Source organism: Microvirga massiliensis (assembly GCF_001006805.1).
Classification (GTDB): domain Bacteria; phylum Pseudomonadota; class Alphaproteobacteria; order Rhizobiales; family Beijerinckiaceae; genus Microvirga; species Microvirga massiliensis.
This window is the reverse complement of the sequence record NZ_LN811358.1, coordinates 40,241-44,157: the sequence shown is the minus strand read 5'-3', so window position 1 is coordinate 44,157 and position 3,917 is coordinate 40,241. Positions and strand designations below refer to the sequence as shown.

The following is a 3,917-nucleotide window of genomic DNA, read 5'->3' as shown; positions in this document are numbered from 1 at the left end:
CTAGTGCCATGGCCCAGCCCACTGCGCTTGGTGCTGACATCATGGGATGTGTCCAGAGCGTGCCCGTCGAAACCGTGACGAAGTGCCCGGGGCCGAACTGGTGCAGAACGACCATCATGGCGATGCCGGAGAGCAGAGCGACACCGCCAACGGTGGCCAACTTCTTCGTACCAGTCATGATATTCCCTTTCTCACTTGGCAGGTCTTGGTCGATCGGAGTTGAGCCCTGGAAGGGTGTCCCTGTCAGAGACCGCTGCTTTCATCTGCACCTTCCAGGAGAGATTGTGGTGGTCGGCCAGGCGCGTGACAAACGGGAACTTCTTTCACCGCCGCAAAGGAAATCTTTGCCGCTTGAGGGGGCGTCAGATGCCGGTCGCCTCAGTGAAGAGCCAACGGCGGAATGCCTCGGCTTTTGGGGCCAGCACGCGGTCCGAGCGGTAAACCACGTAGTAGGCAAGCGCCGCGGGCACCGCGATGTCGGCGAAGAGGCGTACCAGACGGCCGGAGGCGATGTCGTCTCGTGCCAGGATGCTTCGCGCGAGCGCGATCCCTTGCCCTTCGGCGGCAGCCTGCAACACGGCCGCGGAGTTGTTGATCCGCAGACCGCGCTGCACCGTTGCCTCCGCGACGCCTGCGCAACGCAGCCAGGTTTCCCATGTCGTGAAGCCGATGTCGGGATCGACCGACAGGTCGTGGATCAGCGTGTGGCGAGTCAAATCGGCCGGTTCGCGCAGATCCAGGCTGTCCCGCAGCGCCGGCGAGCAGACGGGAAAAATCTCCTCGTCCATCAGCTTCTCGGCCGTGAGGCCGGACCAACGGCCGCCGCCGTAGCGAACGCCGATATCGATGCCCTGCGCGGCGTAATCGACCAGCTTGAGGCCTGTATCCAGCCGGACGTCCGTCTCCGGCCATTGGGCCTGAAAGCGGTCAATGCGCGGCAGCATCCACTTGGCTGCAAAGGCCGGGCTGACCGCCACCGTGAGCACGCCGCTCGCGGTGGCCTCCCGCAGACGCTCCAAGCCGAGGCTCAGGCGATCCAGGCCGGCGCTGATATCGGGTAGCCCCCGTGCGGCCACCTCGGTCGGCACGAGCCGCGATTTCCCGGACGCGCTTCGGTGAAAGAGCGGTGAGCCGATCCACTCCTCCAATCCCCGCACGAGTTGCCCGACAGCCGCAGCGGTCACGCCGAGTTCGCTTGCGGCCCCCGAGAAGCTCCCGTGCCTCGCACTCGCCTCAAAGGCCCGCAGCGCGTTCAGATAAGCCGGGGACTTCATCTCGATAAAGTTTTTCTTGGCCTCGATGCGCCGTGCCCCCCTTGGCAGGGCCTCAGACGACTGTCAACGACGGGCGTTGGAAAAGGCACGATGTCCGACCGTGGGAGCGGTGCCGGGACCGTGCTCAGCCGGTCCGCTCCATGGCGCGGTCAGTTGCAATTAATAGACTGCTCAGTCTATTTTGTCGGGTGCGGTCGGCCCCGCGTTCCCGACGCCGAAGACTTGGCGGAGGCAAACTCCGAATGTTCGAAGCGATCCTGATCGAGAAGAATGAGTCCGAGCAGACGACCCAGTTGACCAAGGTCGGCGAGGATGCGTTGCCCGAGGGTGACGTGACGGGGGCGTTGCCCGCGTTGCCGTGCCACTCTCATCCACGTCGCGCCGCCAGCCGCGGATTCAAGGAGAACGTCAATGTCAGCCAAAGACCTTCCCGTCAGTCGCTTCCCTGTCCCCAGCCTCGCCGACATGCCGGCCGACATACGCGAGCGCATTGAAGCCGTGCAGGAAAAGTCGGGCTTCATCCCCAACGTGTTTCTGGTACTGGCCCATCGCCCGGAGGAGTTTCGCGCCTTTTTTGCCTACCATGACGCACTGATGGACAAACCCGGCAACCTGACGAAGGCCGAACGCGAGATGATCGTCGTGGCGACCTCGAACGTGAACCAGTGCCAGTACTGCGTGGTTGCCCATGGCGCGATCCTGCGCATCCGCGCCAAGGACCCGCTGATCGCCGACCAGGTTGCGATCAACTACCGCAAGGCCGACATCACCGACCGGCAGAAGGCGATGCTCGACTTTGCGATGAAGGTCAGCCAGTCCGCGCACCTGATCGGAGATGCCGACATCGAGACGCTTAAGACCCATGGCTTCGACGAGGAAGACGCCTGGGACATCGCGGCCATCGCGGCCTTCTTCGGCCTGTCGAACCGGCTGGCAAACGTCACCAGCATGCGTCCGAACCGCGAGTTCTACACCATGGGACGCGACTGAGAACGCCGGAGGGGCCGAGGGAACGGGAACAGAGTGACCGTGAGCCTTCGCACCGTCTCTGCCGAACCGGCACATCCCCGCCGTCGCGGCCGCCCGCCGCGAGGCGAGGCGCGGCTGGCCGATGCGCGCGAGCGGCTGTTGCGCGAGGGCGTGGCGATGTTGACCGAGCGGGGCTTCAGTACCGTGGGCCTGGAGGAGGTTCTGGGCGCCGTGGGCGTCCCGAAAGGCTCATTTTACCACTACTTCGGCAGCAAGGCAGAGTTCGGCCTGGCTCTGGTCGATGCCTATGCCGCCTATTTCGCGAACAAGCTCGATCGCTGGTTCCTGGATGAGAGCCTCTCGCCTCTGGCTCGCCTGCGCGCCTTCGTCGAGGATGCCCGCGCCGGCATGGCGCGCTTCGACTACCGCCGGGGTTGTTTGGTGGGGAACCTCGGGCAGGAGATCAGTGCCCTCCCGGACCCGTTTCGCGACCGCCTGACCTCCGTCTTTGCTGATTGGGAGGCGCGCACCGCACGCTGCCTTGAGGCGGCGAAGCGCGTCGGGGAGATCGAACCCCATGCCGACTGCGCGCGCCTCGCCGTCTTTTTCTGGATCGGCTGGGAGGGCGCGGTCCTTCGCGCCAAGCTGGAGCACAGTCCTGAGCCCTTGGAGCAGTTTGCCAAGGGCTTCTTTGCCCTCATCGAACACGAGCTTTGAGCCGATCCTCTGGGGTCTTACCTCATAACTGCTACCTGCGCCTTCGAACGCGAGGTCAGTGTCGCCGTCGGGTCAAAGCAGGCTCTTCAGAACAGGCGTGGCAAACGCAGCTGTGCCGCCTACGCCTTTCTGGCGCCGCTTGCTGATAACTCCAACCTGACGATCCGCCTGAATGCTCGGTGCGCCGCATCGAAATCGAGAACGGCAGGGCCGTCGGCGTGACCTACCGCGACTCCAAAGGTTGACCGGCAAGTCTATACCGATGGGGAATCATTGTGGCCGCAGGCTCGCTCGTCACCCCGCAATTGCTCATGCTGTCCGGTATCGGTCCCGCGGATCATCTCGGAGAACATGGCATCGCCTGCATTGCCGATCTTCCCGGCGTGGGCGAGAACCTGATCGACCATCCGGAAGTTCCCATAATTGCCATGGCGAACGGGCCCTACGGCTATTAGAAGCAGAGTGTCGGGTGGCGGATGCTCCTCAACGGCATCCATTTCAGGCTGTTCGGCAGCGGCCTGATCCTTCCTGCAGGCGTCGAAGCCGGAGCTTTCGTGAACCCATCCGACCGGAACGGCGAGCCGACGATCCAGGCATTCTGCGTGCCCATCGTCTATCTCGATCGCGACACGCTCGGGCTCGTCGAGGATACCCATGGTTTGACCGTGACCACCGTAGTGGTGCAGCCCAAGTCGCGCGGCTTCGTGCGGCCGGGCACAGGAGACAGATCAATGGCGGGAGTGATAGTCTTACGAGTGTCACGGTAACTCGGTGATCCCATGCGGCGGCGTGACACTCTGGCGCTTCTTGCCCTTCTCCCGATGACAGGCCGCAGCCTCGCACAAACCGCACGAGGGGTGTCAATCAAGATCGATCCCACCCCCAGATCGGCCATTTCTCCTCATCTCTATATGCAGTTCATGGAGCCGCTTGGCACAACCGATTCCTCGGTGGAAG

General features: G+C 63.6%; 5 protein-coding genes. 4 read left to right on the top strand and 1 reads right to left on the bottom strand.

The genetic code is table 11. The annotated features are described in order from the left end of the window. Positions 1-362: 362 nt before the first annotated feature. A complete protein-coding gene (gene gcvA / locus BN1233_RS24420) occupies positions 363-1,274 on the bottom strand; it encodes a transcriptional regulator GcvA (protein WP_046866259.1) in 912 nt (303 codons plus the stop codon). A gap of 411 nt (positions 1,275-1,685) precedes the next feature. Here gcvA and BN1233_RS24415 point away from each other — a divergent pair, with 411 nt between their 5' ends. The 4 genes from BN1233_RS24415 (at position 1,686) to BN1233_RS49840 (ending at position 3,727) form a co-directional block, all read left to right on the top strand. Beyond that, on the top strand, positions 1,686-2,264 hold the full coding sequence (locus BN1233_RS24415) for a peroxidase-related enzyme (protein ID WP_046866258.1): 579 nt from the start codon (positions 1,686-1,688) through the stop codon (positions 2,262-2,264). A 39-nt stretch (positions 2,265-2,303) separates the two neighbouring features. Continuing rightward, on the top strand, positions 2,304-2,960 hold the full coding sequence (gene acuR, locus BN1233_RS24410) for an acrylate utilization transcriptional regulator AcuR (RefSeq protein ID WP_046866536.1): 657 nt from the start codon (positions 2,304-2,306) through the stop codon (positions 2,958-2,960). Positions 2,961-3,235: 275 nt separating this feature from the next. Continuing rightward, the gene (locus BN1233_RS49845) at positions 3,236-3,415 is read left to right on the top strand and encodes a GMC family oxidoreductase N-terminal domain-containing protein (protein WP_052763913.1); all 180 of its coding nucleotides are present in this window, start codon (positions 3,236-3,238) and stop codon (positions 3,413-3,415) included. Between the two features lie 21 nt (positions 3,416-3,436). Then, on the top strand, positions 3,437-3,727 hold the full coding sequence (locus BN1233_RS49840) for a hypothetical protein (protein ID WP_052763912.1): 291 nt from the start codon (positions 3,437-3,439) through the stop codon (positions 3,725-3,727). Positions 3,728-3,917 lie beyond the last annotated feature (190 nt).

Excerpts from the sequence above, each read along its gene's own strand:
- gcvA (WP_046866259.1), bottom strand. The coding sequence starts at position 1,274 with ATGAAGTCCCCGGCTTATCTGAACGCGCTGCGGGCCTTTGAGGCGAGT.
- BN1233_RS24415 (WP_046866258.1), top strand. The coding sequence starts at position 1,686 with ATGTCAGCCAAAGACCTTCCCGTCAGTCGCTTCCCTGTCCCCAGCCTC.
- BN1233_RS49840 (WP_052763912.1), top strand. The coding sequence starts at position 3,437 with ATGCTCCTCAACGGCATCCATTTCAGGCTGTTCGGCAGCGGCCTGATC.